Here is a 23,085-nt window from a genome sequence, read left to right on the forward strand (position 1 = left end):
TAACAGCGTGAAATCAATGGCTTATGTTTGTGATCGAGTCAAAGTTCGGCCTAGCGTCAGGTCCATCTGCCGGCTCAGCATTGCGGCATGGCGCGATAAATCCGCACGCTCGCCCACGCTCTTCGCAATGTTCTTCAATTGCGGAGAACCGGACCGCGTCATCTGCCAGCTCCAATGCGGATGCGTCAGGCAATCGGCGAGAAGCCTGGGCGACAGCCGCAACGGCAGTCGGAAACCGTTGCGCGTGTCGTGATCGCGCTTGCCGTGCACGGGGACATCGACGGTGAGAACGAGCGTTGAATAACCCGCAACGCTTGCGCGACGCATCAGGTCCTCTGCAATGCCGCGATCCTGTTGCACGTAGAGCTGCATCCAAAGGTCGCCATGCGGCGCGGCGGCGCGCACATCTTCCAGCAACGAAGTCGACGCCGTCGACAACACGAACGGTAACGCTGCGTGGCTCGCGGCTTGTGCGAGCAGTTCATCGGCCCGTGGCCAGAAGAGGCCGTTCAGACCCGTTGGTCCGACGATCATGGGGGCGGCTGCATCGCGTCCGAAAAATCGTGTCGCGCTTGAACAGCGTGACACGTCGGTGAGCACACGTGGTTTGAAAAGCCACTGCCGGTACGCATCGTCATTACGCTGCAACGCATGGCCATCTTCGGCGCCGCCGTCGAGGTAATCGAAGGCAAGTCGCGGCAAGCGCCGCCGTGCAGCAATCCGGTACTCAGCGACAGATGAAAGCATCAATGCTCCACGATTTACGATCGCCCATAAATGCGCGATTCGATTGCACTACAATTGGGATAATTACAATCCGATACTTTCAACGCCCACACAAGCATGTCCAAAAGCGCCGCTGGCACGCCGCAAAAGCCCGACGAGAAAGCTGTTCAGCGCTCGTCGCTGTTTGTCGGATCGACTGAAAAAGCTTTCCAGGTGCTGCACGCCTTCGACGGTCCGAGCCGCCACATGACTCTCGTCGATATCGCTCGCGCTTCTGGACTCGACCGCAGTGCGACGCAACGTCTTGTCCATACGCTCGAAGTGCTTGGTTACCTCTACCGCGTGCCGGAAACGCGCAACTACGGGCTGACGACGAAGGTGCTGCAGTTCTCGTACAACTATGTGCGGGCCAACGAACTCATTGATAAAGCCTCGCCGTATCTGCTCGACATCAGCCGCCGCCTTGGCGAAACGACCAACCTTCTGGAACTCGACGGCCACGAAATCGTGTTTGTCGCGCGCTTTCCGGGGCAGCATCTGGTGAACATCGACATTGTGGTCGGCGCGCGTTTGCCGGCCATGTTCACCGCTGCGGGCATTGCCATCCTGTCGCGTTTGTCCGACGAACGTGTGCGCGAAATTCTTGCGTCGACCCGCCTCGACCCGCTTACGCACTACACCGAAACCCATCCTGACAAACTGCTTGAACGTGTACGCAAAGTGGCGCGACGCGGTTACGCGGTGATCGAGAACGAGACCGTGCTTGGTGATATTTCCGTCGCTGCGCCGGTTACGGATCACGGCGGGATGGCCGTTGCCGCGATCAACATTTCGGTGCCCACTTCGCGTTGGTCGATCGAACGTGTGGAAGCTGAACTCGCACAGCATGTGCAGGTCGCTGCGACTTCGATTTCGAAGGCCAGGTTGTCGGGTTATCAGCGGTGAGGGGGTTAGGTGGTTGGCGGTGATGGTCGTTGGTTCCGGGGGTAGTGGTCGGGGGTGATGCTGGGTTGCTGCTGCTCAGGTTTGTGGTCGGTTTAAGTTAGCTGATTTCTTTATCACTATTAGCCACTGTGCGTGGCGGCACGTCATTTCTTTGCAAACGCGCAAAGAAAGGAAGCAAAGAAACGCGTTTCCAACCACGGGCAAGTTAGTGTCCCTAGCGTGCAGGCTCGGTGCTTTTGGCACCTGATAGCACGGTGCTCGCCAGACTCACGGATGGTTGAACCCCTCCTTCTCCGAACACAGATACCTACACGCTTCGCCACCAGTGACTGAACCTGCCACGGGTACACGCCGCGCTATCCGCGTACAACCACCTCAAGAAAGAAGCACGCAGACCACGTAGCCAACCCACCCAGAAATGAGTCAACCGGTACACGTCAGGCCGTCATGGTCCCGGGATCATTGGTGCTTGCCCGAGAGCGTCGGGGGCGAAGCGTGTTCGTGTCAGGATTCGCGAGAAGGAGGGGTTCACACATCCTCCAGTCTGGCGAGCACCGTGCTATCAGGTGCCAAAAACTGAGGCTTGCACGCTAGGGCCACTAACTTGCCGGTGGTTGGGAGGCGTTTTCTTTGCTTCTGTTTCTTTTTCGCCGCTGGAAAAAAAATGAAGTGCCGCCACGTACAGTGGCTAATAGTGATAAAAAACACAGCTAACTCACGCAGACCACTAACGCCGAAAGCACCAATCCGGCATCAACCCCGCCCACCACCCCCAAAACCCCCAACCAGAACCCCGAGTGCGAACGAAACATCAAATGCCCCGTTCGAACAGTGCGAGCTGTTTTTCCAGTTCGACTCGCAAGCTCGCCGACAACCCGGGGTCTGCCTGAACCAGCGGCGCAAGCATGTCCGGCGCGTGGACATCGATCAAATCCATCACCGACTTCATCGGACCGGGATTGGTCTCGGCGAACGCCAAGTTCATCAGCGGAATCAGCGAGCGATGCAACCTGAGCGCTTCTTGCGTCTTCCCCTCCGAAGCCAGCTCATAAATCTTTCTCCACGCAGTCGGCAACAACGTCGCCGTCACCACAATGCCACCCCGCGCACCGGCCGCCACATGCAGCGGAAACAGCGTGTCCTCACCGCTCAGCACGGCAAACGATTCGTCCACACCCGCAACGGTGCGCAGGAAATGCCACATGTCCGTGTTGCACGCCTTCATCCCGATGATCCGTTCATGCTTCGACAACTCGTGCAGCACCTCGGGCGCAATCGCGATACGCGTGCGGTAAGGGATTTCATAGATGAGAATCGGCAGCGGCGATTCATCGGCGTAACGCATGAAGTAATCGCGGATGCCACCTTGCGTCGGATTCGTGTAGTAGGGCGTCAAGACGAGCAGACCATCGACGCCGGCCGCAGCGAAAGCTTGGCCGGCCTGCATCGCGTCGTGATAGCCTGGATCGAGAACGCCCGCGACGACGGGGATCTTGCCCGCCGCCTGCTCAGCCGTGATCTCCGCCATGCGAATGCGCTCGGCGCGCGAGAGAGCACCGTATTCACCGGTGCCGCCCAGCGGCACGACGCCGTCCACACCTTGCTTCAGCAGATAGCGCATGAGTGCGCGGGCGGCGTCTGTGTTGATCGTGTCGTCGGGATTGACGGGAGTCGGAATGGCCGGCAAAACGCCACGCAGTTGTTGAGCTGAAAGCATGAGAAAGTCCTAGAAAACAAGGTTATTCAGGAAGCGAGGCTGCGTCGGCGCAACCGGTCCGCCACCCAGATCAAGACTGCTATAAAGGCAAACAGGCACGTCGAAACAGCGGCGATGACCGGCGAAATCTGCATCGTGATTTCGTCCCAGAACTGCTTGGGCAAGGTCGTGCTCAAACCGCCCGACGAGAACAAAGCGATAGTCAGTTCATCGAAGGACGTGGCGAAAGCGAACAGGAACGACGACATCAACCCGGCGCTGAGAATAGGAAACGTGACGCGGCGCAGCGTGGCCCACGGGCGCGCGCCCATGCTGTGTGCGGCGAGATCGAGACGCGTGTCGTAATTGCGCAGCACGGCCATCATGGTGATCACGACGTAAGGCACGGCGACGACGGTATGTCCCAGCACGAGACCGAACGACGATCCGATCAAGCCGATCTTCGCGAAGAAATAGAACACGCCGACCGCAATGATCATGCGCGGCACGACGATCGGCGCGAGAATGAACGCGAGCATGGCCGCCTTGCCCTTCATGCCGCCGCGCACGAGCAGGAACGCGGCAGGCGTGCCGATCAGCATCGAGAGAAAACCGGTGCCGATACCCACGAGCATGGAGCGTGTGATGGCCTGCATCCACAAAGGCGAATCGGCGATCTGCCGATACCACTGCAACGAGAAACCATGCGGCGGCCATGCGAGACCAGACGCGGAATCGAAGGAGAGCGGAATCATCAGGAACGCGGGCGCGCTCAGGAACACGAGCAGCAGGATCACGACTACACGCAAGGTCAGACTTTCACCGTTGGCGGCGCGTTTGTGACGTTTGCGGAAGAGTCCGATCAAGGCGTCGGTTGCATTGCCGAGCGTGGTCAGGATCACATCGCCGAGCTTGCGGCTCCATCGGCCGCCTTGCTTCGGACCTCTTGCCGCGGAGCTGCCGCCGGCCATTGTCGAGAGTCCGACCATGCGGTCATAGATCAGGAACACGAGCAGCACCACTGCCAGCAACAGCACAGAGATTGCCCCCGCGAAACCCCAGTTCAGCGCCTGCATCACCTGATCGATGATCAGTTGCGTGATCATGGTCTGATGCCGTCCGCCGAGCAGCGTGGGCGTAATGAAAAAGCCGATGGCCGTCACGAACACCATCAACGCGCCGGCCGCCACGCCTGGCAGCGACAGCGGAAAGTACACTTTCCAGAACACCGTGCCGGGACGCGCGCCGAGCGTGGCGGCGGCACTCGGCAAGCGGCGATCGATGTTCTCCATCACCGAGAGCATGGTCAGGACCGCGAGCGGCATCAGCGCGTGAACCATGCCGACGATCACAGCAGAAAAGTTATAGAGCAGACTCAACGGCTGGTCGATGATCCCGAGTCCAAGCAGCACCTGGTTGATCACGCCGTTGCGTCCGAGCAGCACGACCCATGCAAACGTACGCACTAGAAAGCTGGTCCAGAAGGAGAGCAGCACCCAGAACAGCAGGCGGTTCTTGCGTTCACGCGTCAGCGAGGAAATCAGGTACGCGATCGGATAACCGGTGAGCACGGAGAAGAAGGTCGTCCACAAAGATACCTTCAGCGTGATCAGCAATACATCCACATAGACCGACGATGCAAACAGCCGCTTGTATTCGACAAGCGTGAAGCCGCTGTTGTTGTGCACGCTTAACAGCAGCAACTGCCCGACGGGATACACAAGCATCACGAGCAGCAGCACGATGATCGGCGCGCTCATCGCGCCAGGCCGCAGCCACGCGCGCCATCGGGCCGGCCGTGGCGGCGGCGCCTCGGGACGCGCCTGTTCAGCGATCAGGGCGGAACGACTCATTTTCACCCCGCAATGGCAACGGCATCCGCAGTCAGCCACGAAAGCCCGAGCGTCTGCCCGATCTCGTACTGGCGGCCGAGCCGGTTGGTGGGAAACGCCGCGACGAGCGGCGGGGCATTGCTGATATGCGACTGCAGATAAAGCTTCGTCATGCTACCGGTCACCATGATGTCGGTGAGTTTCGCCGACAACGTGCCGCCGTTAATCGACCCGTCTGGCGGACCATCGTGGATCTGAAGATTCTGCGGGCGCAGCATCAGCTTCACCGTCTTGCCGTCGCGGATTACGGCGTCATAGGCCATTGCATGCACATTCGCGCCGCCTTGCACGCTGATCTGTACCTGATCGCCGGTACGCCCCGTCACCACCGCGTCGAGCAGGTTCGATTCGCCGAGGAAGTCCGCGACAAACACGCTTTTCGGGCGGAAATACAGATCGGCGGGCGTGCCGAGTTGCGCGATCGAACCTGAGTTCATCAGGCAGATGCGGTCGGACATGGTCATCGCTTCTTCCTGATCGTGCGTGACATACACAATCGTCGTGCCCAGGTCCCGATGAATCCGCTTGATCTCCAACTGCATCTGGTCGCGCAATTTCTTGTCGAGCGCGCCGAGCGGTTCGTCCATCAGGATGATCGACGGCCTGTACACCATGCAGCGCGCGAGTGCGATCCGCTGCTGCTGACCACCCGATAATTCGCGCGGATACCGCCCCGCGAGATGCGGCAGATGCACCATCTCCAGCGCCTGCATGACCTTGTCACGCGTGGCTTTTGCATCGGTCTTGCGCATCTGCAAGGGGAAGGAAACGTTCTCCGCCACCGTCATGTGCGGAAACAGCGCGTAGTTCTGGAACACCATGCCGATGTCCCGTTCATACGGTGCGCCGTATGTCACATCGACACCATTGATCCGCACCTGGCCATCGTCCGGCTGCGCGAGTCCTGCGATCAGGCTGAGCAGCGTTGTCTTGCCCGAGCCGCTGGGTCCGAGCAGGGTCAGGAATTCGCCCTGGGCGACATCGAGATCGATCGGGGCGAGCGCGACGAAATCGCCATAGCGCTTGCACAGTCCCGTGATTTGAAGGTTCGAAGCAGACATGGAGAGGGCATCCGTGGCGGTTGGAAAAATAGCTCAGGTCAGGATCCAGCTATTGAATCGCTCGAGCGCGACGCTTTGTTTTTCCTGCCAGAACTTCGCATCGATATGCAGGCCGTTCTTCATGTTCTCCGGGAACGTCGGGCAGTTCTTCGCGATCTCCGGCTTGATGTAGTTGAACGCTTCGGGTTGCGTGACACCGGCCGGGAAGAACTCGGCGAGCGCGGCCTGACGTTTCGGGTCGGAGGCGAACTTGATGAACTCGCGGCAGGCGGCGGCGTTCGGCGTGCCTTTGAGAATCGACCAGTTGTCGCAGCCCCAGATGTTCTGGTTCCAAACGATCGCCACTGGCGCACCATTTGCAATAGCCGATTGCGCCCGCGATACCCACGTGCTGATCATGTCCACTTCACCCGAGCCGAGCATCTGTTCGACTTGCGAACCCGTGGTCCACCACACATCGACGTGCTTCGAGATCTTGTCGAGACTCGCGATACCCCGGTCGAGGTTGCACGGATACACCTGCGAGGGCGGCAGGCCATCCGCCATTAGCGCTTCTTCGAAGGTATCGAAGGGATACTTGCGCAGCCCGCGCCGACCCGGGTAGTCCTTGACGTTCCACATATCGGCCCATGAATTAGGGGCTTTTCGTCCCTTGAACGCATCGGTGCGATACGAGAGTACCGTTGTATAAATGTTTGTGCCGACGCCATACGGCGACATGTATTGCGATGGAATCTTCGCGATCACCGGGTCCGCTTCCAGACCATGCTTCTCCAGATATTCCTTGCCACCGCCGGTAAGCAGAAGAATTGCCGGCTGGCTGATCTTCGCCATGTCCCACGTGTAGCTGCCCGTTTCGACCATGCTCTTGATCTGCGCGGTCGGTTCGGCATTGGCTTGCACGCCCACTACTTCAATGCCTGTCTTCTCCGTGAACGGCTTGTAGAACACCGCGCCGTATGCCTTGGTGTAAATGCCGCCGTCGTCGCGAATGACGATCCGTTTGTTCGCCGCGCGCGACGGCGTCCAGACGAACGGGAACGCTACCGCGGCCGCGCCGGCTAGGGCAGTTTTGATGACCGTGCGGCGGCCGGGCTGTTGAACCTCTTGAATCTCATCGCGTGCGGGCTGCTTTTTCATGTCGGCTCCAAGGGTGTGGATAGAAACAGGAACGCTGGTGGCGAATGTCCAAGCTTCGAGGGCGGCCTGGATCGGGTAATGAAGGTCAGGGCAGCAAACGTCCCGGATTGAACAGGTTGTGCGGGTCGAGCGCGTTCTTCACGGCACGCATCAAGCCGAGTTCGATAGCGGATTTGTAGTGCGCCATTTCCGGCAGCCCGGTTTGCCCGATGCCATGTTCCGCGCTGAACGTCCCGCGCAATTCGTGCGCGACTTCGTTCACGCAGTGGCGCATGGCGCTCGCCATCACAACGGGGTCGGGGAGTTCGCGCCAGGCATCGAAGGTGAAGAAGGGAATGAGATGCACGTTGCCGTCGCCGAGATGCGCGACCACGATGATGTCGAGTCCGGGCACGATGGCGCGCACCGCCTGCGTGGATCGTTCGATAAACGCAGGCACCGCTGAAACCGGCACTGCGCAGTCAGTCGTCAGGCCGACGCCGGCTTTCTTGTTGGCTTCGGACACGCTATGGCGAATTTCCCAAAGCGTTGCGCGCTGCGTGTCGTTGCTGGCGAGGACTGCGTCATGGATCAAGCCGGCTTCGGCGGCGTGTTCGAGCGTCTGCTGCATCAGCGCGGCCATTTCCTCGCCGCCGTGGGTGTCGCCCAGTTCGACCAGCACGTGCCATTCATGCTGCTCGGAGAGCGGGTTGCGGCGGCCGGGCACATGCTCGATCACGAACTCGAGCTGGAGGCGGTTGATCATCTCGAAGGCGCTCAGCCGCGATCCGCAAGCGGCCTGGAACAAACCGAGAATGTTCAGCGCAGCCGCGGGATCGACGGGCGCGAACCACGCGAGCGCGTGCTGGGTCGGCAGCGGATGCAGTTTCAGCATAGCCGCCGTGATGATGCCAAGAGTGCCTTCCGTGCCGATGAACAAGTGCTTCAGATCGAGCCCCGTATTGTCCTTGCGCAGGGCGCGCAGACCGTTCCAGACGGTGCCGTCGGCGAGGACGACTTCGAGGCCGAGCACGTTGTCGCGCGTGTTGCCGTAGCGCAGGACACCCGTGCCGCCTGCATTCGTCGACAGATTCCCGCCGATCTGGCATGAGCCTTCAGCGCCGAGGCTCACCGCGTAGAGGCGTTGTTCCGCTGCAGCCGCATCCTGGACGGTTTTCAGCACGCAGCCAGCTTCGACTTCCATCGAATCATTGGCTGCATCTATATGACGAATGCGCCGCATGCGCGTCAGATTGACGATGACCGGCGGCACACCCTCGTTCGCCGGCACCGCACCCGCGCAGAGGCTGGTGTTGCCACCCTGCGGCAGGACGGGGACGCCATACGCCGCGCACAAACGCACAATGGCCGCCACCTGCGCCGTGTTCGAAGGCTGGACGAGCGCTGCTGCCGGACCCTTATAGCGGCCGCGCCAGTCTTCCGTGAAAGGCGCGAGATCGGATTGCGCTGTCAGGACCGCATCGACTCCGATTTCCGCTTCCAGGGCTGCGATCAACGCCGTGACGTTCTTCATATCCAGTTCCTCGATAGGCACCGGCGGTCGCCCGGATCAACGAAAACGGCCGCGTCTGAAAAAGAGGATAGGGAGAAAAAAATCGCATTGAAATGTCTTTGATCGGAATGCGATTAAAATAAGCGTTATCGCCAATGAGGCAGATCGAACGGGTCCGGGGGGATCGACCCGTTCGAGACTGCGACAAATTGTCTCTATGCTGAGAAAAACCCGTGGTTTAGGACCGCAAGCGCATAGCATTTTCGGAGGACAATATCCGGACCTCTACCATCCCTATGGTCTTGATTCCGCTGGATTCATCCGCAAATGGGAGCTTGTCCCAGCTAAATGTTGTAGTTTTGCCGCGCGAGGCTACTAGATGCGGCTGATATTGGCGTTTACCGCACTAGTCGCAACCAAGTTGCTATAGACTGTCAGGCCCGCGCGAATCCTGCGCTTGTTAGCGCGCCCCGCCTCCAACTGATTCAGTTTTGCTCGAATCAACGCATTGATTAGCTGAATAGCTGAACCCGAGGTGACGACCCCGTCGGTCGTCACGGTAGTGCTCGTGTCTAACCGCTTGTGCACTGGTTTGTCACTACAGAGCAAAGCTGTCGAGGAAATGTATGACAAGTTTTGATCCAACCGAATCTACTGCCGGCAACGGCGCCCCTGCAAAAAAATCGAAAGCCCGTCGTGGGTCGGCCGACAAGCTGTCGCGCCCTTCAATGGACGAAAGCGTTTGCTCGCCCGAGCAAGCCGATGAACGTCAGCGCCAGATGCGGGCGTTGATTCAGCTGGGAAAACAGCAAGGTTTCCTGACCCACGCAGAGATCAACGATCACCTGCCGGGTAACTTTGCTCAGACATCGGCTATCGAAACCATTGTCAGCACGTTCCGCGACATGGGCGTGGCCGTCTATGAAGAAGCGCCGGACTCCGAGACGCTGCTGCTGAACGACTCCGCCCCCACGGCGGTATCGGACGAACAATCGGACGAAGAAGCGGAGGTCACGCTCGCGACCGTCGACTCGGAATTCGGCCGGACGACCGATCCCGTGCGTATGTACATGCGCGAAATGGGCAGCACCGAACTGCTGACCCGTGCCGGCGAGATCGAAATTGCGAAGCGCATTGAAGACGGTCTTGGCGAGATGATCAAGGCGGCCTTCACCTGCCCGTCGACCGTGGCCATGTTGCTCACGACCGTGGACAAGATCGTTGCGGGCGAATTGCGCATCGACGAACTGGTCGACGGTTTCAAGGACAACACGCTGGACGACGACGTGGCGGTGGACGCCGGCGACGAAATCGACGAGGCTGAACTCGCGTCGGAAAGCGACGACGAAGACGGCGAGACCGAAGACGAGCAGGCCACGCGTGCAAACGCGACGCGGCTCAAGCATTTGCTGCGCGATTGCGTGCCTATTTTCGCGAACGTCCGTGAGTATTTCGATGCGTTCCACACGGCTTATTCCGCTGACGATTCGCGCACCGGCGACTGGCCGAGCGTGCAGGAGCACATCCAGCGCGAACTGGCGTCGATCCGCTTTACGGCTCGCACTATTGACCGTTTGTGCGCCGAAGTGCACGAGCAGGTCGAACAGGTCCGGGCTATCGAGCGCCGTATCCTGAAGATCGCCGTCGATCTGGCGGGCATGCCGCGTGAAAAATTTGTTGAAGTGTTCCCCGGCCACGAGACCGATCTCGAGTGGACGACGCGGCACGCCTCGGCATCGAATGTGTACGGCAAAGCGCTCGAACGCAGCCTGCCGGCTATTCAGGCGGAACAACAGAAGCTGATCCAGATCGAGTCGAACCTGATGTTGCCGCTGTTGCAACTGAAGGCGCTGAACAAGCAGATGACGTCCGCCGAGCACAAGATGCGTCAGGCGAAGCGCGAGATGACGGAAGCGAATCTGCGTCTGGTCATTTCCATCGCCAAGAAGTACGTGAATCGCGGCATGCATTTCCTGGATCTGATTCAGGAAGGCAATATCGGCTTGATGAAGGCTGTCGACAAGTTTGAATATCGGCGCGGCTGGAAGTTTTCGACGTACGCCACGTGGTGGGTGCGTCAGGCTGTGACGCGTTCGCTCGCCGACCAGGGCAGAACCATTCGCGTGCCGGTTCACATGATCGAGACGATCAACAAGCTGAACCGCGTATCGCGGGAAATTCTGCAGCAGACGGGGCAGGAAGCGCATCCGTCGGTGCTGGCTGTGCGGCTGGATTTGTCGGAAGAGAAGGTTCGCAGCATTCTCAAGATTGCGCGGCAACCGGTTTCGCTCGAAACGCCTTTGGGCGAAGACGGCGATACGACCTTGGGCGACATGGTGGAAGATTCGGCCACCGAATCGCCCGCGGACGCCGCCATGCACGCCGACATGCGTCTGGCCATCAAGGATGCGCTGGATTCGTTGTCGCCGCGTGAAGCGAAGGTGTTGCGGATGCGCTTTGGTATCGATACGGTTTCCGACCATACGTTGGAAGAGGTCGGTAAGCAGTTCGACGTAACGCGTGAGCGGATTCGCCAGATCGAAAGCAAGGCGATGCGCAAGCTCGTGCATCCGAGCCGGTCAGAGAAGTTGCGGTCGTTCCTGGCGCACTAAGGTTTGGTAAGGAAGGCGAACCCGGAAGGGTTTTGCTGACGTTTTGAAGGGGCTGCCGTTGGCAGCCCCTTTTTGTTTGAGCGACACATTCGTTACGCGCGTGAATTCCCCCCAGCGCCGACCTTGGTCTTATAGAACCCCGGCAACACCAGCGCATCGGGACTTCTCGCAAGATGCACGCCCTGCTCGACGGCAGCGCTGAACTGAAATGACGTAGTCCACAAGCGAATGCGAGTCCGAAAGAAGTCCGCCCACTGGAATTCGGCAAACGGCTCAGGCGTTTTAATATAGCCCCCCGCGTTCCGCACAAATGCCGCCAGGCTCCTGTACGGATCGTCTATTAGCCCATAGACATTAGACGGAATAGCGGCAATGCCATGCAAAATGCCGTGCTCGTCATAGGGGTGCACCCAGCGTCTATTCGACATTTCCAGCCAGAACGCATCGCCTTTCAGCTTGGAAAGGTCCGCCATGACCTCGACATAGGCGTAATTAATCTGGGCGTCGAAAAGCGCCCGCGCAAGGTGATGATGGTCTGTGGCGAAGTGAGTTCCGTCGCGGCCTAATACGGCCGGAATAGGTGCGGCCTTTAGCGCGCGCTTCAATTCGTCCTCTGACAGGGACGCGAAGTGTTTGCGCTTTTCATCGACTTCAAGCATTCCGGCTGTCACCTGCGTCGGATGAATTTGCTTCAATTCCAGCCTGACAATTTTTTTCACAATGGGCGCGCGGAGTCCTTGAGCAAGCGCCAAGCGTACCCGACGAATTCCAAGCCAACAAGTTTCTAGTGCAGCAGGCGTGGCAGATGCATTGCCAATCCGGTTATCCAACCGCGCCGGCCTCGCATTTTTTCATCACTTCACTCACCGTCATTTTTCACGGTTATTGTTATGGAGAAGTTGAAGTGCGCTTGGTGTAAATGCTGAGGTCCGTGCCGATGAAACCGGTTAGGCTGTTGCCGATCCCGGATAGCGGCGATGATAAACAAATCGAGCGAAAGGCATATGTCAGCATCCGTCGCAAATTCTTCGACAAAAGTTGTTCAAGGCGCACCCGTTTTAATGCTCGGCGCTGTCGGCGTCGTTTTTGGAGACATCGGAACAAGTCCGCTTTACACGCTTAGAGAATGCCTGAAGGCTGCGGGCGGAGTGACTCAGCCTAATGTGTTCGGCATCGTCTCGCTGATCTTGTGGTCGATCCTGATCGTCGTCACGCTCAAGTACGTCAGCTTCGTGATGCGAGCAGGCAACGACGGTGAGGGCGGCATTCTTGCCTTGACCGCCCTGGCGTCGGGTGTCGCTCCCGAGCGCTTGCGCAACGTCCTGCTGACGCTCGGCGTGTTCGGTGCAGCCATGTTCTACGGCGACTCCATGATTACACCGGCCATCTCGGTGATATCGGCAGTGGAAGGCGTGACGCTCGTCGATGCTCAACTGACCGCCTGGATCGTGCCCATTTCATTGGTTATCCTGACGGGGTTATTCGCTATTCAAAAGCACGGCACCAGTGTGGTCGGGAAGGTCTTCGGTCCGGTCATGGTGGTCTGGTTCCTGACATTGGCGGCGCTTGGACTGCTTCACATTGTCCAGCGCCCGGGCATTCTCGAAGCTGCTTCACCAACTTTCGCCATAGCATTCCTGGTTCATAGCCCGGGCACCGCGTTCATTGTGCTGGGTTCGGTCTTTCTGGCGCTGACGGGCGGCGAAGCCTTGTACGCGGACATGGGGCACTTTGGCAAAAAGCCGATCCGCCTGGCGTGGATGTTTCTCGTCTGGCCGAGTCTGGTGATGAATTATTTCGGTCAGGGCGCACTTGTGCTGACGAACCCGTCCACGTTAAAGCAACCGTTCTTCGAATCAGCCCCCGGCTGGGCGCTCGTGCCCCTGGTGATCCTGGCGACGGCGGCGACCATCATCGCGTCGCAAGCAGTTATTTCGGGTGCGTTCTCCATGACAAAGCAGGCCGTGCAGCTTGGCTTCCTGCCGCGCATTCCGATCGTTCATACCTCGACGCATGAGATCGGGCAGGTCTATGTCCCGTTCATTAATCTCTCGCTGTTCGCGGCTGTTGTGTTCCTCGTCGTGTTCTTCAAATCATCCGATAACCTCGCGTCCGCCTACGGCATTGCGGTGGCTTCCACGATGCTGCTCACGACCCTGCTGATGTATTTCATCACGAGCTCCCTCTGGCACTGGAAACCGCTGGCAACGGCGCTTGTCATCGGCCCTTTTGCGATTGTGGATGCGGTGTTCGTATCGAGTAATGTCAGCAAGGTGGCCGACGGCGGCTGGTTCCCCCTGCTTGCGGGCGCGACGCTGTTCACGGTCATGACGACGTGGCATAAGGGGCGCGAAACGCTGATCGACCGGATGAAATCGGAGAACCTGCCGCTCAAGGAAATCATCCATTCGCTGTGCAGGGGCAGTCACCCGCCGTCACGCGTGGACGGGACTGCTGTGTTCCCAGGCGGTGTGGCCGGCATGACTCCGACGGCCTTCATGCATAACCTCAAGCACAACCGCGTGCTGCACAAGACGAACATCTTTCTTGCCGGGACGACCGACAACGTCCCCCACGTGCGGGACGCAGACAAGGCGGTGGTGGAAGACCTTGGCGACGGTTGTTATGCGGTCAGGGTACGTCACGGCTTCATGGAGATTCCGGACGTTCCGGTACTTCTGACGCTGATCCAGAAGCAGATACCCGGCTGGACCTACGACGCCGCCGATACCTCGTTCTTCCTTGCCCGCGACACGATTCGTGCGACAGGGGAAAGCAAGGCGATGGCGCTTTGGCGCGAAAAGCTGTTCGCGTTTTTGGGTCGCAATGCGGCGCAGGCGGCGGAGTACTACAGCTTGCCGCCTAACCGCGTGGTTGAGTTGGGCGGGCAGATCAATATGTAAGGGCAGTGCTTGAGGCCTACGGACGAAAAAAAGCGCGATGTGCCGATGGCCGCATCGCGCTTTGACACCACGGCGGCAAACAACGCCGCCGTAAAACCCCACGATCAAAGCATCAGAACTGCAGCGCCGCGGTCAGGTCGCCCATCGGCTTGCCACCCGCTGCGGCCATCGCTGCATCACGCGCCGTCAGACCCGGCAGCTTGGGCAACGAGTACCGTGTCGTGATCAGGCGCAGGATCGACGTCGTATCATATTGCGTGTGATCGACGAAACCCTTCTTCGCGTAAGGCGAAATCACCAACGCCGGAATGCGCGTACCCGGACCCCAGCGGTCGCCCTTGGGCGGCGAGACGTGATCCCAGAACCCGCCGTTTTCGTCGTACGTCACGACCACGACCATGTTGTTCCACTGCGGGCTCGCCTGCAGATGCTGGATCACGTTCGCGATGTGCGCATCGCCCGATGCTACGTCCGTATAACCGGCGTGCTCATTCAAGTTGCCCTGCGGTTTGTAGAACGCCACCGAGGGCAAGCTGCCCGCATCGATCGCCGCGATGAACGCCGTGCCGTCCGTGCCGCCATCCAGCAAATGCTGCGTGCGGTTCGTCGTGCCCGGAGCCAGGTCGGCAAAATAGTTGAACGGCTGGTGATGCGTCTGGAAATTCGGCACTGAATTTGTCGAGCCGTAGATCTTCGTGCGGTCCGTCAGCGCCGCGCCCCACGAGCCGCCGTACCAGGCCCACGAAACGTTCGCCGTATTCAACAAGTCGCCAATATGCGTCTGCGTTTGCGGAGGCAGCGTGGTCGCCACTGCCGGATCGGCCAGCGTTGCGTCGCCGCCCGATGCCGGCGCATTGCCGCTTGGCTGATACGGCGGCTGCATTGTGTTGATCGCGAAGAAATCCGGTGTCAGGTTGCCCGAGTTGACGAACTTCGGCGTACCTGTGATGGCGGAAGCGGGCGAGTTAGCCGCCAGTTTCAGCGATACCCCGTCGGTGTTCACCGACGAAATCGACCCCGCTGCCACGCTCTTGTCGGCGTTCGGATAGATCGGCGTGCACGCGCAGACAAGCCACTGGTGGTTCAGGAACGAACCGCCGAATGCGCCCATGAAGAAGTTGTCGGCGAGCGTGTATTGCTGGGCGATCTTGTACAGCGGCAGCTTGTCGGCGTTGGTGTTGTAGTGGCCCATGACGAAACCGCCCGAGTCGGCCCACGCAGCGAACTTGTCATTCTTGCCGCCATCGATCTGCATCTGGTTTTCATAGAAGCGGTGATACAGATCGCGCGTCGTGAGCGACAAAGGTGTGTTGAACCCGGCCGGATCGTCGATGGCAAATGGCGCGTTCGGCAAGTTCACTGTCATGGCCTGCGTCACGGCGGGTGTCACGCCGGTTGCGGTTAGGCCGTTCCAGATCGGCGGCAGGGTTGCCAGCACGCTGCCGTCGCGATCGAGCTGCTGCGCGCTCGCGGCGGTCACGCTCTGCAAGCCGTTGGCGCCCGGGAAGTTGCCATAGAGGTTGTCGAAGCTGCGGTTCTCTGCATAGATCACGACAATGTTCTTCACCGAGTTGAGGTCGGTGTGTTTGTCGTCATTGCCGCCGCACGCGTACAAGCCGAGTGCGATCGACGCCGTGAGTGGCACGGCGAGGACGAGTTTCTTATTCATCGATAGGTCTCGGTCGTTGGGGGACCGGCGAGGAAATCGCTAAGTGCGCTTACTTAGTGCGGTCACTAAGTAAGCTTAGGCAGTCAAGCGATGTTGGCCGGTGCCGCAGTGTCCCAACCCGGTTTGACAGGAACATTTAATATAACTTTCATTAAGTAAGAATATGTCAGGTTTTATCAGGTAATCGAATGGCATTTGTTATGTCATTGAAGTGACACATCAACGTCATACGCTTCGGCTTCCCTCCGATTGCCTTATGCACATGCCATCCATTGCTTCGCTGCTGCTGTCCTTAGCCGCATCTTGTGTGTCAGCAGCCGTCCTGACTGGCTGCGATTCGCATGCAGCATCAACGGCTACGCCCCCCGGGTCTTACAGTGCAGGCGAAGCGAAAACTCGCGCGCAAGTTTTTGCGCAGGTTAAGCAGATGACGTCGGTGGGCGAGAAGATGTTCCTCGATCCATCGTTGTCAGGGTCGGGCAAGCTTGCTTGCGCGTCGTGCCATAGCCCGGATCATGCGTTCGGACCGCCTAACGCGTTGTCGGTGCAACTGGGCGGCAGCGACTTGCGCAAGCCGGGATTTCGCGCGGTGCCTTCGCTGCGCTATTTGCAATCGGTGCCGCAATTCACGCAGCATTTTCACGATTCCGACGACGAAGGCGATGAAAGCGTCGATGCCGGTCCGACCGGTGGTTTGACTTGGGACGGCCGCGTCGATCATGGTGCGGATCAGGCGCGGATTCCGCTGACATCGTCGTTTGAAATGGGCAGCACGCCGGCGCAAGTGGTCGCAGCCGTCAAGGCCGCACCTTATGCGGGGGAGTTGCGCGAGGCGTTCGGCGCCAATATCTTCAACAATGAAGACAAAGCCTTCGACGCCATCCTTCGTTCGCTCGAAGCATTCGAGCAGACGCCGCAGAAGTTCTATCCGTACACCAGCAAGTTCGACGCGTTCCTTGCCGGCAAGGCGAAACTGAACGAAGCGGAAATGCATGGGCTCGAACTATTCAACGATGAGAAGAAGGGCAATTGCGCCGCATGTCATATCAGCCAGCGCGCCAAGGACGGCTCGCCGCCGCAGTTCAGCGACTTCGGCTTGATTGCGCTTGGCGTGCCGCGCAATCGGGCGCTGCCTATCAACAAGGATCCGAAGTATTACGATCTCGGCGCATGCGGTCCGGAGCGCACGGATCTCAAGGGCCAGTCGGAGTATTGCGGAATCTTCAGGACACCATCGCTGCGCAATGTGGCAATACGTAAGGTGTTTTTCCACAACGGGATCTATCATTCGCTCGACGAAGCCGTGCGTTTCTATGTTCAACGCGATACGAACCCGGAGAAGTTTTATCCGAGCGTTCACGGCAAGGTCCAGAAGTTTGACGACCTACCCAAGCGTTATTGGGCGAACGTCAATACGGAACCGCCGTTTGATCGCAAACCCGGTGAGAAGCCGGCAATGAACGAGGCGGAAATCAAGGACGTGGTCGCGTTCTTGAATACCCTGACGGATGGGTATCAGGTGGCGAAATGAACGTGCGTCTTCGTGAGTAATCGGCCAAGTGGCTTATCATTGATAAAACCCTCTCTCATGCAGCGAAACACAACATACGGGAGCGGGAGGTCGATTGCTTGCCTACGGGCGCCTAACCGGCGCCGGAGAGGACAGAACATGACTGCATCGAACGAAGCCGAACACACCGTGGCGAGGGACACCACCACTCGCTTTTATCGCGCGATCGAGCGTGCGGATATATCGCTTCTACGGACGGTCGTCACGTCGGACTGGCAGTATCTTCCAGGTGCATCGCGACAATCGGTGGGCGTGGAGCAGATTGCTCCCATGCTTGCAGATCAGTTGCACGCGCTACCCGATATGAAAATCACGCTTCTCGATGTCCTGATCCACGACACCATGGTCGGTGTGCGTGCAAAGGTCACAGGCACGCAGTCTGGACCGCTGATGGGCATTGCGGCGACCTCGAAGCCGGTCGATTTTGCGATTCATTCATTTCATGAACTCCGCGACGACCGCATTGCGAAGACATGGCACCTCGAAGATTGGCTAGGCTTGTTTCGGCAAATTGGCGAGTTGCCGCCGGGGCTGGCGAATCGGTCGAGCTAAGAAGCAAGGCATCCGGCAAATAAATATCGATACCCGCGAGGCGATCGCGATTTTTGGCGGAATGCACTAACATTCGAATCCTCCACGGAGGATGACGTATGGAACTCGACAAGATAGATCGCGCAATCCTGATAGCGATCCAGGCCGATGGCCGCGCCACCAACGCAAGCCTTGCCGAAACAGTTCGCCTTAGCGAAACACCGTGCGCTCGCCGGCTTAAGCGGCTGGAAGCGGAAGGTTATATAGAAGGGTATCGGGCGATCTTGTCCAAATCCGCATTGAAGCTGGGTCTGGTCGCGTTTGTACTGCTGCGTTTTGGCGTGCACGACCGGCAACTGGCCGACCGGTTCGAGCGGGAAATACAAGCAATACCGCGCATCATTTCTTGCCACAACATTTCCGGCAGCGCCGACTATTTGCTGGAGATTGTCGCGCGGGATCTGGACGACTACGGCACGTTCCTGCGCGACGTATTGCGTGCATTGCCGGGAGTAACATCGGTCGAGTCCACGCTTTCGTTACGCGAGGTCAAGCGCAACGCGGGATTGCCGATGCTCTAAGTGAATTTTCATCAGGAATACAAATAATCTGGCATCACTGCGATGCAGGCTGGGAAGTTTCCGCCGCCGGACCAGCCCTATAAAACCGCACCAGATCGCCCTTCAGCGAATGCAGGGCTGCGTCGTCGAGATAGATCATGTGACCCGTTGGATAATACGTGCGTTGCACGTTAGACCGCAGCGACGAGTCCAGTCCCATATGAGCCAGATCGTATTCGGTCTGGAAGAATGGCGTCGCCAGATCGAAGTAGCCATTGAGCGACAGCACGCGAAGGCGCGGATTTTGCCGCATCGCTTCGGCGAGGTCGCCGGCTGCGTAGGGCAGCGTGAGCTGTTCGCCCCACCACTGCCTATGTTTCCAGTTCCATTGCTTCAATGCATCATCATTGAATACGCGATACGTATCCTTCGCTTCGTAGTGGAGGTCTTGCACGAGATGCTCGTGTAACGCTGCGTCGAAGGCGCTCGATACGCTGGTCACCGAAGCGTCGTAATCAGGGTTCTCGGACGCGTCGTCGAAGTCGATGCCTTCGAATCGCGCGTCGTAACGCCCCACGCTGCGGGACTCGCTTCTCAGCAATTGTTTGCGAAACCGGGACGGCCAGATTTGCAGCCGCGTTTGCTTGATATAACCAACGTCGAGGCCCGTGTAGTGGGCAATGCGCGCGGCGATTGCGCCGCGCTCCGGCTCGGGCAGCGAATCTCCCGCGGCTAACGCTTGCGCGTAAGGACCCGAAGCGAACGCTCGGACCTCGTCGAGGAACGTCGGCAAGCTCGACGGCTTGGGCGTGATCTTGTCGTGATACCACGCGATCGCGGCATAGGTCGGCAAGTAGCTCTCGCTCTCCAGATCGGTCCCCGGCGCATGCGCTCCCGAGTTGAGGACCGAGGACATCAACACGACCCCGTTCAACGCAATATTGCCCTGGCTCAAACGATACGCAAGCATGGCGGCGCGTGCTGTTCCATACGATTCCCCGAGCAGATACTTCGGCGAATTCCAGCGCTGGTTGACCGTCAGATAGCGCTCGATAAAGTGTTCGAACGCGTCCAGGTCTTCATCGACTCCCCAGAAGCGTTTCCCGGTCGCACGGCCTACGATCCTTGAAAAGCCCGCGCCCGGCGCATCGATAAAAACCAGATCGGTGGTGTCTATCAGGCTGTCCGGATTGTCCGATAGCACGTACGGTGCCGGTGCCGTGATGGCGGGACTCGACGTACGTGCGCGCTTGGGTCCGAACGATCCCATCAACAGAAAGACACTGCCCGCGCCCGGACCGCCGTTAAAAAGAAACGTGACGGGGCGCGTGCCGGAGTTTTTCGTATTGGCGGTGTAAGCGACGTAAAACACGCTTGCTTCCGCCTGGCCCGCGTTGTTGCGCAGAAGCAGATTGCCGGCCGTGGCCGTGTAGTCGATCTTCTTGCCATCGAGCCGGATTGAATGCCGCGTAACCGACGTGGTTTCCGACGGGACCGGTATCGGCGTGTCGGCTTTCGCCGCGCTGGCGGCATCGCTGGTCGCGGCTGTCCGTGTAGCGGCTGCCCGGGCAGGACGATTAGCATTGGCCTCTGATGCAGCGCCGGATGATCTGGCGGTCTCCGGGCGTAACACTGTTCCAGCCGGCGATGAAGCCGGCGTGTCAGGCGACTCCTGCGTGTCGGACGCGCTCGAACTCTCGGGCGGCGTTGCGCCGGTTTCCTGGGCAATCACAGCCAATGGACCACTGGCTAGACCAAGCACGATCAGACCGCGTACTGCTGAGTAGAAACAAGCGTGCATCTTAGCCCCGGCTGTTCTTGTTTTCTTAGGTGCAGGCTGGATTCTCGATAAGCCAGCCGGCGACGTCAATAGCGCTCTCGCCGTTGGAGTTCCGATGCGAGGTCTGAAAGCGCGCATGTAAGTATTTCGAAGCCATGGTGTTAGCCAAGGTGCTTGCCGGTCATAAGTACAACATGAGGCAAATGACGTTTGAGTTAACCCTTAGCATGATTATCGATCAAACATTCTTAGTGCCTTAGAACACGACATCGATTCCCCGATTCGCTTGCGCTTTCCTATACTTGGATCAACCAGAGATAACAAACCACAATCGCCTGACAATTAAGCCGACCTCCGGATCGCTCAAGAACAAGCAGACCGACGATCCGTACCCGGGGCCAGAGGCGCCCGGAGGCGGTCATCTGGAGGAGACATGGGACTACATGCACACGCTGCAACCGGCGCTGAGAACGTCGGCGAGCCCCAGCCGCACCGGCCGGCCATGTTTGGCCTGGCGCTGGCTGCCCTTGGCGTGGTTTATGGCGACATCGGCACCAGTCCGCTGTACACCCTGCAAACCGTCTTCGATTCATCCAACGGCCTGAAACTGGATGCCGGCAATGTGATCGGCATTGTCTCGCTCATCTTCTGGTCGCTGATGGTGGTCGTCTCGCTCAAGTACGTGACGCTCATCCTGCGAGCGAACAATCACGGCGAGGGCGGAATCATGGCGCTGCTGGCGCTCGCCGCGTCTTCTGTGGCGGACAGGCCCCGGCTTCGCCATGTCCTGCTGGGCGTCGGTGTGATGGGCGCAGCGCTGTTTTACGGCGATGGTGTCATCACCCCTGCCATATCGGTCCTGAGCGCGGTCGAAGGCTTGCAGGTCGTGACACCGCTGCTCAAACCCTATGTCATTCCCGTTACGCTTGCCGCGCTGATCACCTTGTTCATGATGCAAAAGCACGGGACGTCCGGCATTGGTGCTGTATTCGGTCCGATCATGGTGGTGTGGTTCATCGTGCTGGCCGGGGCGGGGCTCGTCAAGATCATGGACGCGCCGCATATCCTGGTCGCGCTTAATCCGCTTGCCGGGCTGGCGTTTTGCCTGCATCACCGGTGGTTTGCGTTTGTCGCCCTCGGGGCCGTCGTGCTCTCGCTGACGGGCGCAGAGGCGCTATATGCCGACATGGGGCATTTCGGCGCGCGCCCGATCCGGCTTACGTGGTTCGGTTTGGTATTCCCTGCGCTAGCATTGAACTACCTTGGTCAGGGCGCGTTGTTGCTGGCCGATCCATCCGCTGTGCAGAATCCGTTTTATCGCTTGTTCCCGCAATGGTCGGTTTTTCCCATGGTCGTGCTGTCGACGATAGCCACGGTGATCGCTTCGCAAGCCGTGATTTCAGGCACTTATTCGATGACCAAGCAGGCGATGCAACTCGGCTTTTTGCCGCGTATGAACGTGGTGTACACGTCGGCGAAAGAGATCGGGCAGATATACGTTCCGGGCATCAACTGGACCTTGCTTGTCGCGGTTGTGGCGGCGGTCATCGGGTTCGGTTCATCGACTGCGCTGGGGTCGGCTTACGGTATCGCGGTCACCGGCACCATGCTTATCACGACCGTGCTGACGTTCTTCGTGGTGCGGTACGCGTGGCACTACAACTGGCTGCTGTGCGTGGGCGCCACGGTGTTTTTCTTTGTGATCGACGCTACGTTCTTCTCGGCCAATCTTCTCAAGATTGCGCAGGGCGGCTGGTTCCCGCTGGCTATCGGGCTGGTCATGTTCGCCGTCATGACCACGTGGGGGCGCGGCTGGGAAATGATGCTGGGCGAAGCCAAGATACGGGCCGGGACCACGCCGCTGAAGCCGTTCCTGGAATCGCTGCTGGCTCGTTCGCCGGTGCGTGTCGGCGGGACAGCGATCTTCCTGTCACCCGACTCCAATGGAGTGCCGCATGCGCTGCTCAACAATCTGATGCATAACCAGGTGCTGCACCGGCGCGTGGTGTTCCTGACGGTAGCCAACAAGGAGGTTCCGTGGGTTGGGGAGCGCGAGCGGGTGTTGGTGAAATCGCTGTGCCGCGATTGCTATCACGTCACGATCGCTTACGGTTTCAAGGACGAGGTCAATTTGCCGCGCGCCCTTGAAGCATGCAAGTCATACGGCCTTGTGTTCGAGCCGTCGGAGACGTCCTATTTCCTGAGCCGTGCGACGGTGGTTCCCACACGCGGCAAGGGAATGGCGTTGTGGCGAGAGCGGTTGTTCGCCGTTATGTTGCACAACGTCGGCAACGTCGCGGCGTATCTCAAGCTGCCGACCAATCGCGTGGTGGAACTCGGGTCGCGAGTTGAGCTTTAAGATGCTGTTGCGGAATTAATCACAATGGGGGGCCGGGGGTGGTTGGTGCTTTCGGCCTTAGTGGTCTGCGTGAGTTAGCAGTATTTTTTATCATTATTAGCCACTGTGCGTGGCGGCACGTCATTTCTTTGTCCAACGGCGACAAAGAA

Annotated in this window: 15 protein-coding genes and 1 pseudogene; 7 read left to right on the plus strand and 9 right to left on the minus strand. The window is 59.1% G+C overall.

The genetic code is table 11. From position 1 onward, the window contains the following. Window positions 1-48: 48 nt before the first annotated feature. A pseudogene (locus M0D69_RS38935) lies at window positions 49-747 on the minus strand (alpha-hydroxy-acid oxidizing protein); the annotation flags it as partial. Window positions 748-843: 96 nt separating this feature from the next. Between M0D69_RS38935 and M0D69_RS38940 the strand changes: the two are divergent. After that, entirely contained in the window at window positions 844-1,671 is an 828-nt protein-coding gene (locus M0D69_RS38940; protein WP_301787129.1) for an IclR family transcriptional regulator, read from the plus strand. Window positions 1,672-2,482: 811 nt separating this feature from the next. Here the strand turns inward: M0D69_RS38940 and dapA are convergent. The 5 genes from dapA to M0D69_RS38965 all read right to left on the minus strand — a co-directional run bounded on the left by dapA (window position 2,483) and on the right by M0D69_RS38965 (window position 8,973). Then, complete coding sequence (gene dapA / locus M0D69_RS38945; RefSeq protein WP_301787130.1) at window positions 2,483-3,388, minus strand: 4-hydroxy-tetrahydrodipicolinate synthase; 906 nt, start codon at window positions 3,386-3,388, stop codon at window positions 2,483-2,485. Window positions 3,389-3,414: 26 nt separating this feature from the next. Continuing rightward, the gene (locus tag M0D69_RS38950; RefSeq protein ID WP_301787143.1) at window positions 3,415-5,127 is read right to left on the minus strand and encodes an ABC transporter permease subunit; all 1,713 of its coding nucleotides are present in this window, start codon (window positions 5,125-5,127) and stop codon (window positions 3,415-3,417) included. Window positions 5,128-5,222: 95 nt separating this feature from the next. Further along, window positions 5,223-6,320: an ABC transporter ATP-binding protein gene (locus M0D69_RS38955; protein WP_301787131.1), complete on the minus strand. Its 1,098-nt coding sequence runs from the start codon at window positions 6,318-6,320 to the stop codon at window positions 5,223-5,225. A gap of 33 nt (window positions 6,321-6,353) precedes the next feature. After that, on the minus strand, window positions 6,354-7,460 hold the full coding sequence (locus M0D69_RS38960) for an ABC transporter substrate-binding protein (RefSeq protein WP_301787132.1): 1,107 nt from the start codon (window positions 7,458-7,460) through the stop codon (window positions 6,354-6,356). An 85-nt stretch (window positions 7,461-7,545) separates the two neighbouring features. After that, complete coding sequence (locus tag M0D69_RS38965) at window positions 7,546-8,973, minus strand: FAD-binding oxidoreductase (RefSeq protein WP_301787133.1); 1,428 nt, start codon at window positions 8,971-8,973, stop codon at window positions 7,546-7,548. A 707-nt stretch (window positions 8,974-9,680) separates the two neighbouring features. Between M0D69_RS38965 and rpoD the strand changes: the two genes are divergently transcribed. After that, a complete protein-coding gene (rpoD, locus tag M0D69_RS38970) occupies window positions 9,681-11,564 on the plus strand; it encodes an RNA polymerase sigma factor RpoD (RefSeq protein WP_301787134.1) in 1,884 nt (627 codons plus the stop codon). Between the two features lie 92 nt (window positions 11,565-11,656). Here rpoD and M0D69_RS38975 read toward each other — a convergent pair whose 3' ends face one another. Continuing rightward, on the minus strand, window positions 11,657-12,283 hold the full coding sequence (locus M0D69_RS38975; protein ID WP_301787135.1) for a ParB/Srx family N-terminal domain-containing protein: 627 nt from the start codon (window positions 12,281-12,283) through the stop codon (window positions 11,657-11,659). A 285-nt stretch (window positions 12,284-12,568) separates the two neighbouring features. Between M0D69_RS38975 and M0D69_RS38980 the strand changes: the two genes are divergently transcribed. After that, a complete protein-coding gene (locus M0D69_RS38980) occupies window positions 12,569-14,467 on the plus strand; it encodes a potassium transporter Kup (RefSeq protein WP_301787136.1) in 1,899 nt (632 codons plus the stop codon). A 112-nt stretch (window positions 14,468-14,579) separates the two neighbouring features. Here the strand turns inward: M0D69_RS38980 and M0D69_RS38985 are convergent, their stop codons facing one another. After that, complete coding sequence (locus tag M0D69_RS38985) at window positions 14,580-16,136, minus strand: acid phosphatase (protein WP_301787137.1); 1,557 nt, start codon at window positions 16,134-16,136, stop codon at window positions 14,580-14,582. 256 nt (window positions 16,137-16,392) lie between these two features. On the opposite strand from M0D69_RS38985, the gene M0D69_RS38990 reads away from it, so the two are divergent. The 3 genes from M0D69_RS38990 to M0D69_RS39000 all read left to right on the plus strand — a co-directional run bounded on the left by M0D69_RS38990 (window position 16,393) and on the right by M0D69_RS39000 (window position 18,818). Further along, a complete protein-coding gene (locus M0D69_RS38990) occupies window positions 16,393-17,667 on the plus strand; it encodes a cytochrome-c peroxidase (protein ID WP_301787138.1) in 1,275 nt (424 codons plus the stop codon). 138 nt (window positions 17,668-17,805) lie between these two features. After that, window positions 17,806-18,258 carry an ester cyclase gene (locus M0D69_RS38995; protein WP_301787139.1) on the plus strand — a complete coding sequence of 151 codons (453 nt, stop codon included), beginning with the start codon at window positions 17,806-17,808 and terminating at the stop codon, window positions 18,256-18,258. 98 nt (window positions 18,259-18,356) lie between these two features. After that, window positions 18,357-18,818, plus strand: a complete 462-nt coding sequence (locus M0D69_RS39000) for an Lrp/AsnC family transcriptional regulator (protein ID WP_301787140.1) — start codon at window positions 18,357-18,359, stop codon at window positions 18,816-18,818. Window positions 18,819-18,852: 34 nt separating this feature from the next. Here the strand turns inward: M0D69_RS39000 and M0D69_RS39005 are convergent, their stop codons facing one another. Beyond that, complete coding sequence (locus tag M0D69_RS39005; protein WP_301787141.1) at window positions 18,853-20,598, minus strand: S10 family peptidase; 1,746 nt, start codon at window positions 20,596-20,598, stop codon at window positions 18,853-18,855. A 412-nt stretch (window positions 20,599-21,010) separates the two neighbouring features. On the opposite strand from M0D69_RS39005, the gene M0D69_RS39010 reads away from it, so the two are divergent. Further along, entirely contained in the window at window positions 21,011-22,936 is a 1,926-nt protein-coding gene (locus tag M0D69_RS39010; RefSeq protein ID WP_301787142.1) for a potassium transporter Kup, read from the plus strand. Window positions 22,937-23,085 lie beyond the last annotated feature (149 nt).

It is taken from the genome of Caballeronia sp. SEWSISQ10-4 2, assembly GCF_030464885.1.
In the GTDB taxonomy this organism is placed as follows: domain Bacteria; phylum Pseudomonadota; class Gammaproteobacteria; order Burkholderiales; family Burkholderiaceae; genus Caballeronia.

What these genes read in the sequence shown, in the direction of transcription:
- M0D69_RS38940 (WP_301787129.1), top strand. Translation starts at nt 844, where the DNA reads ATGTCCAAAAGCGCCGCTGGCACGCCGCAAAAGCCCGACGAGAAAGCT.
- dapA (WP_301787130.1), bottom strand. Translation starts at nt 3,388, where the DNA reads ATGCTTTCAGCTCAACAACTGCGTGGCGTTTTGCCGGCCATTCCGACT.
- M0D69_RS38950 (WP_301787143.1), bottom strand. Translation starts at nt 5,127, where the DNA reads ATGAGCGCGCCGATCATCGTGCTGCTGCTCGTGATGCTTGTGTATCCC.
- M0D69_RS38955 (WP_301787131.1), bottom strand. Translation starts at nt 6,320, where the DNA reads ATGTCTGCTTCGAACCTTCAAATCACGGGACTGTGCAAGCGCTATGGC.
- M0D69_RS38960 (WP_301787132.1), bottom strand. Translation starts at nt 7,460, where the DNA reads ATGAAAAAGCAGCCCGCACGCGATGAGATTCAAGAGGTTCAACAGCCC.
- M0D69_RS38965 (WP_301787133.1), bottom strand. Translation starts at nt 8,973, where the DNA reads ATGAAGAACGTCACGGCGTTGATCGCAGCCCTGGAAGCGGAAATCGGA.
- rpoD (WP_301787134.1), top strand. Translation starts at nt 9,681, where the DNA reads ATGGACGAAAGCGTTTGCTCGCCCGAGCAAGCCGATGAACGTCAGCGC.
- M0D69_RS38980 (WP_301787136.1), top strand. Translation starts at nt 12,569, where the DNA reads ATGTCAGCATCCGTCGCAAATTCTTCGACAAAAGTTGTTCAAGGCGCA.
- M0D69_RS38985 (WP_301787137.1), bottom strand. Translation starts at nt 16,136, where the DNA reads ATGAATAAGAAACTCGTCCTCGCCGTGCCACTCACGGCGTCGATCGCA.
- M0D69_RS38990 (WP_301787138.1), top strand. Translation starts at nt 16,393, where the DNA reads ATGCACATGCCATCCATTGCTTCGCTGCTGCTGTCCTTAGCCGCATCT.
- M0D69_RS38995 (WP_301787139.1), top strand. Translation starts at nt 17,806, where the DNA reads ATGACTGCATCGAACGAAGCCGAACACACCGTGGCGAGGGACACCACC.
- M0D69_RS39000 (WP_301787140.1), top strand. Translation starts at nt 18,357, where the DNA reads ATGGAACTCGACAAGATAGATCGCGCAATCCTGATAGCGATCCAGGCC.
- M0D69_RS39005 (WP_301787141.1), bottom strand. Translation starts at nt 20,598, where the DNA reads ATGCACGCTTGTTTCTACTCAGCAGTACGCGGTCTGATCGTGCTTGGT.
- M0D69_RS39010 (WP_301787142.1), top strand. Translation starts at nt 21,011, where the DNA reads ATGGGACTACATGCACACGCTGCAACCGGCGCTGAGAACGTCGGCGAG.